The 5,396-nt window shown below is 73.7% G+C and carries 4 protein-coding genes; all 4 read left to right on the top strand.

From position 1 onward, the window contains the following. A partial coding sequence (locus tag GXW71_RS33980) for a bifunctional aminoglycoside phosphotransferase/ATP-binding protein (RefSeq protein WP_211858422.1) occupies positions 1-979 on the top strand: 979 nt, incomplete at its 5' end. A gap of 173 nt (positions 980-1,152) precedes the next feature. Then, positions 1,153-2,031 carry a universal stress protein gene (locus tag GXW71_RS33975; protein ID WP_211858420.1) on the top strand — a complete coding sequence of 293 codons (879 nt, stop codon included), beginning with the start codon at positions 1,153-1,155 and terminating at the stop codon, positions 2,029-2,031. A 151-nt stretch (positions 2,032-2,182) separates the two neighbouring features. Further along, on the top strand, positions 2,183-2,890 hold the full coding sequence (locus tag GXW71_RS33970; RefSeq protein ID WP_211858418.1) for a pirin family protein: 708 nt from the start codon (positions 2,183-2,185) through the stop codon (positions 2,888-2,890). A 102-nt stretch (positions 2,891-2,992) separates the two neighbouring features. Next, positions 2,993-5,396 (top strand): AsmA family protein (locus GXW71_RS33965; protein ID WP_211858416.1); only part of this gene is annotated, 2,404 nt, incomplete at its 3' end.

The following is a 5,396-nucleotide window of genomic DNA, read 5'->3' as shown; positions in this document are numbered from 1 at the left end:
CGGGCTCGGGCCTGCGGCAGTCGCGGCCTGGGCCGCCGCGGCGCGGGCGGCGCTCGCGCGCACCGCGCCGCTGCTGGCAGCGCGGGCAGCACAGGGCTTCGTGCGGCGCTGCCATGGCGATCTGCATCTCGGCAATCTCTGCCTGTTGCAGGGACGGCCGGCACCCTTCGACGCGCTGGAATTCGACGAGGCGCTGGCGACGATCGACACCGGCTACGACCTGGCCTTCCTGGTGATGGACCTCGATCGCCGGGCCGGCCGCACCGAGGCCAACCGCGTGCTGAACCGCTACGCGGCGCGCCGCGGCGATGCCGGCTTCCTGGCCGCGCTGCCGCTCTTCCTCTCGCTTCGCGCCGTGATCCGCGCCCATGTCGAAGCGCGCAGGGGTGGCGATGGCGAAGGCTACCTGGCGGCGGCGATCGCGTATCTGGCGCCCGCGCCGCCGCGCCTGGTCGGGATCGGCGGCCTGCAGGGCACCGGCAAGTCGCGCCTGGCGCGGCTGCTGGCGCCGGCGTTGGGTGTCGCGCCCGGCGCGCTGGTGCTGCGGACGGACGAGATCCGCAAGCGCCGCGCAGGCGTGGCCCCGGAGCAGCGGCTGCCCGCGGCGGCCTATGCGCCGGCGGAGAGCCAGGCCGTGCATGCGGCGCTGTTCGATGCGGCGGCGCTGGCGCTTGCCGCCGGCCATGCGGTCATCGCCGATGCGGCCTGGCTTGATCCCGGGATGCGCGCCGGGCTGGAAGCGGTGGCGGCGCGCTGCGGCGTGCCTTTCGACGGGCTCTGGCTCGAAGCGCCGACCCAACTGCTGCGCGCGCGGATTGCCGCGCGGCGCGGCGACGCCTCGGACGCCGATGCCGCCGTGCTGGACAGCGCGGCGCGCGCTGATCCCGGACGTATCACCTGGCGCCGGCTGGACGCATCGGGCGATCCATGCGCGCAGGCGATGGCGGTTCTGGGCCTGGACACGGCAGCATCGGGCTGAGGCACGGCCGCGCCGCATCCGCGCGCCGTGCAACCCCGGCGTCGCAGCAGCCGTTCTCGTTACCCATTGCACGCGCGGAACCGCTGATCCATGACGGTCCGAATATGCCATTCTTGCGTTTCCAGGCCGGCCTTCGCGATAGTCCCGGTCAGACGCCCAACGGGAGAACCGTCATGGCCTACCGACGCCTGCTTCTGCCGCTGACCGGCACCGCCGCCGGCGAAGCGGCCCTGTCCACCGCTCTGATCGCGGCGCGCATCTGGCAGGCGCATGTGCATTGCCTGCATGTGCGTGTCGATGCCCGCGACGTCGCGCCGCTGGCCGGCGAAGGCCTGTCGGGCGCGATGATCGAGGAGATGATGGCTGCGACCGAACGCGAGAGCGGCGATCGCGCCGGCCGCGTCCGCGCTCTGTTCGAGCGCTTCACCTCCGCCGCCGGCGACGTGACCCTGGCCGACAACCCCGACACCGCCGCCAAGTCGCAGGGCCCGACCCTCTCCTTCTCCTCGGTCGCGGGGCGGGAGGAGGAGGTGGTGGCGCAGCAGTCGCGCCTTTACGACATGGCCGTGGTGCCGCACCCCGAAGCCGGGGAGGATGTCTCCTCCTCCGACGCGCTGCATGCGGTGCTGTTCGATTCCGGCCGTCCGGTGCTGATCGCGCCGCGCGAGGTGCCGCAGGATATCGGCACCCGCATCTGCATCGCCTGGAACGGCACTGCTGAAAGTGCGGCCGCCGTCGCCGCGGCGCTGCCCTGGCTGCACAAGGCGGGCGCCATCCGCATCCTGACCGCGCCCGAGTACCAGCGGCGCGGCCCGGCCGCCGAAGGGATCGAAGCCTATCTCCGCTGGCACGGAATCGCGGTCGAGATCGTGACCTTCAAGCCGCAGACGCGGGAGGTGGGGGCCGGGCTGCTCGGCGCCGTCCGCGACTTCGATGCCGACCTGCTGGTGATGGGCGCCTACAGCCATTCCCGGCTGCGCCAGCTCATCCTCGGCGGCGTCACGCGGCATGTGCTGGAGAATGCGGACATCCCCGTCCTGATGTGCCGCTGAGGCGACGGGCCGCCTGACGGCGGCCCCTGCATCGTCATCACTGGGGCGCCATGATGGTCATGGTCCCGGCGGCATGGCGCAGCCATGCCGCCGGACCTACCTCCTCTCCTGACAGACGCGGCCATCCGTGGCGCGCGGCAGGAGACGAGACATGATCGAGCACCGCCCCTTCGAGACACTGGGCAAGGCGAATTTCGGCTGGCTCAACGCCAACCACCATTTCTCCTTCGGCCATTACCGCGACGCGAAGCGCCAGGCCTGGGGCAAGCTGCGGGTCTGGAACGATGACGAGATCGCCGCCGGCACCGGCTTCGACCCGCATCCGCACCGCGACATGGAGATCATCACCTATGTGCGAGAGGGCGCGATCACCCATCGCGACAACCTCGGCAACCAGGGTCGCACCGAAGCCGGCGATGTGCAGGTGATGTCAGCGGGCAGCGGCATCACCCATGCCGAATACAACCTGGAGCCGGTGACGACGCGCCTGTTCCAGATCTGGATCGAGACCGACCAGGTCGGCGCCAAGCCGAGCTGGGGCGCCAAGGCCTTCCCCAGGGAAGCACGGGAGGCGGGGTTCGAGATCCTGGCCTCCGGCCGCCCGGGTGATGCCGGCGGCGATGCGCTGCCGATCAATGCCGACGCCGCGGTGATGGCGGCGACCTTGAAGGCCGGCCAGACCCTGGTGCAGCCGATCGCCCCGGGCCGCGCCGCCTATCTGGTGCCGGCGACCGGCGCGGTGACGGTGAACGGGCTCGCGCTCAAGGCGCGCGACGGCGCTGCGATCCGTGACGAGCGGGAGATCAGGGTGACGGCGGAAGCCGATGCCGAACTCGTGCTGGTCGAGGTCGCCGCGTAACCGATTGTTTCCAGGCGATTCACGCTTCAGGGCGATCGGCTTTGGCATCGTGACCCGGCGACCCCACCTGCGCTACCAACCGCCAGCGCAGGAGGGTCGCCGATGCCTGAACCGACACCAACAGTTCCGCCCCGCCGCCGGCGCCTCTGGCGCTGGGTGATCGGCGTCGTCGCGGTGCTGGTCCTGGTGCCGGCGATCGGCATCGGGGCGCTGCTGGTGACCCTCGACACCGAGGCGCTGAAGCCGCGCATCGCGGCGGCGGTGGAGCAGGCGACCGGCCGCCGCCTGACGCTGGCGGGCCGCATCGCGATCCGGCCGGCGCTGGTGCCGACGATCGCGATCGAGAACATCGCGCTGGCCAACATGCCCGGCGGATCGGCGCCCGAGATGCTGGAGGCGCGCCGGGTCGAGCTGCAGCTCGCGCTGCTGCCGCTGATCTCACGCCAGATCGATGTGCGGCGCCTCACGATCGTCGAGCCGCGGCTGCTGCTGGAGACGGATGCGGAAGGCAGGCCGAACTGGGCCTTCGCGCCGCAGGCCACCGCGGCCCCGGCGGCGCCGGAGGCGACGACGCCGGCCCCCGCCGCGGCGGCGGCGCAGGAAGCGGGCGCGCGGGCCGGCATCACGGTCGGCGCCGTGTCGCTCACCGATGGCGTCCTGACCTGGCGCGACGGCCGGTCCGGCATGGTGCGCAGGCTGACGGTCGAGCGCCTCGACGCGGATTCGGGCAGCGAGCGGATGCACTTCTCCGGCCGGCTGGCGCTCGACGGGCAGCCCTTCCGGCTGGAGGGCGAGAGCGGGCTGGTCGCCGGCCTGACCGCCGCCGATACGCCCTGGCCGGCGCGTGTCACGCTGGATGCCGAGGGCGCGCGGCTCAGCCTGGATGCGAGCATCGCCCGGCCCGCTTCCATGCGCGGCTGGCGCGCGGTGGCGGAAGGGCGGCTCGACGCGCTGTCGCGGCTGGTGCCGCTGCTGCCGCAACTCGCCATCGCGCCGCCGCTGCGCGACATCGCCTTCCGCGCCGAGGCGCGGGAGAACGAAGCCGGGCTGCCGAGCCTCGAATCGCTGACGCTCGGGCTCGGCGAGAGCGATCTGACGATGCTGCGCCCCGGCCTCGTGCTGCGGAGCCTCTCCGTCGCGGCGACAGGCTCGCGGGAGCCGCTGCGCCTGCAGGCGGCGGCGGTGCTGGGCGAGGTGCCGCTGGCGCTGGAAGGCAGCTTCGGCACGCTGGAGGCGCTGGCGGCACCGCAGCCGGCGCCGCTCCAGACCGACCTGACGATGCGCGCGGCGAATTCGGAAGCGAAGATCGCGGGCGCCTTCGGGCTGCGGCCGCCGCTCACCGGCACCGATCTCGCGCTGGAGCTGCGCGTGCCGGAGACGGCACCGCTCGCGGCGTTGACCGGCGCGGCGCTGCCGGCGCTCCGTGACCTCGCGGTGAGCATGCGCATCGCGAACGCCGGGCCGCAGAGCCTGACCATGCGCGATCTCAGGATCACCTCCTCGGCGGGTGACCTTGCCGGGGAGCTCACCCTGGCCGCCGGCGGCACACGGCCCTCCGTCTCCGGCCAGGTGACCTCGCAGCGCCTGGATCTGACGGCGCTGGCGCCGCCCGCGGCGGCGGCCCCCGCCGCATCGCCAGCCGCGCCGCCCGCCGCGCCGCCGGCACCCGCCGAAGGCGCGCGCCGCGTCATCCCGCAGGTGCCGGTCTCGCTCGACGGGCTGCGCCGCGCCGATGCCGATCTGCGCTTCACCGTGGCGCAACTGGTCGCCCGGCCGAACCTGACGCTGAGCGAGGTGTCCGGCCGGCTGGTGATGGCGGATGGGCACACGACGCTCGATCCCTTCGCCGCGACGGTGCCGGGGGGCGCGATCGACGCCACGCTCGGCGCCGATGCCACCGCTGATCCGCCCAGCCTGAGGGCGACGCTGCGCACCCGCGGCGCGGGCGTGGATATCGGCCCACTGCAGCAGATGCTCGGCAGGCGCTATGGCGCGGGCCGCCTCGAGGCCGACATCACGCTCGCCGGGCGCGGCCGCGACACGCGCGCGATCGCGGCGACGCTCGATGGGCAGGTCGGGCTGGCGATGGTCGATGGGCGCATCGACCGCAGCCTGATCGCCGCCATCCCGCGGGAGCTGCTGAGCCTGCTCGCGCCGCAGGGCATCCCGGAGGAAGGGCTGGCGCTGCGCTGCCTCGCGCTGCGCGCCCCCGTGCAGGGCGGCGTGCTGAACCCCGAGACCTTCCTGGCCGATACCGCGATCGGCCGCATCGGCAGCGGCGGCGGTTCGATCAATCTCGGCGATGAGCGGATCGCGCTGCGGCTGCTGCCCGATGTGCAGGCCGGCGGCGTGCGCATCCGCGCGCCCGTCGGCATCGCGGGGACGCTCGCGGCGCCGCAGGTCGCGAGCGTGAGCCCGAGTGCCGCCGCCGCCGCCGGGCTCGGCGCCTTCCTCGGCACCCAGCAGACGCCCGATCGCACGCTGCAGGGGCTGGCCGAGGCGCTGG

It is taken from the genome of Plastoroseomonas hellenica, from assembly GCF_018129085.1.
Taxonomy (GTDB): domain Bacteria; phylum Pseudomonadota; class Alphaproteobacteria; order Acetobacterales; family Acetobacteraceae; genus Plastoroseomonas; species Plastoroseomonas hellenica.
The sequence above is the reverse complement of the archived record's forward strand: the minus strand, read 5'-3'. Positions and strand labels throughout refer to the sequence as shown.

Coding starts and splice junctions, on each gene's coding strand:
- GXW71_RS33975 (WP_211858420.1), top strand. CDS start 1,153: ATGGCCTACCGACGCCTGCTTCTGCCGCTGACCGGCACCGCCGCCGGC.
- GXW71_RS33970 (WP_211858418.1), top strand. CDS start 2,183: ATGATCGAGCACCGCCCCTTCGAGACACTGGGCAAGGCGAATTTCGGC.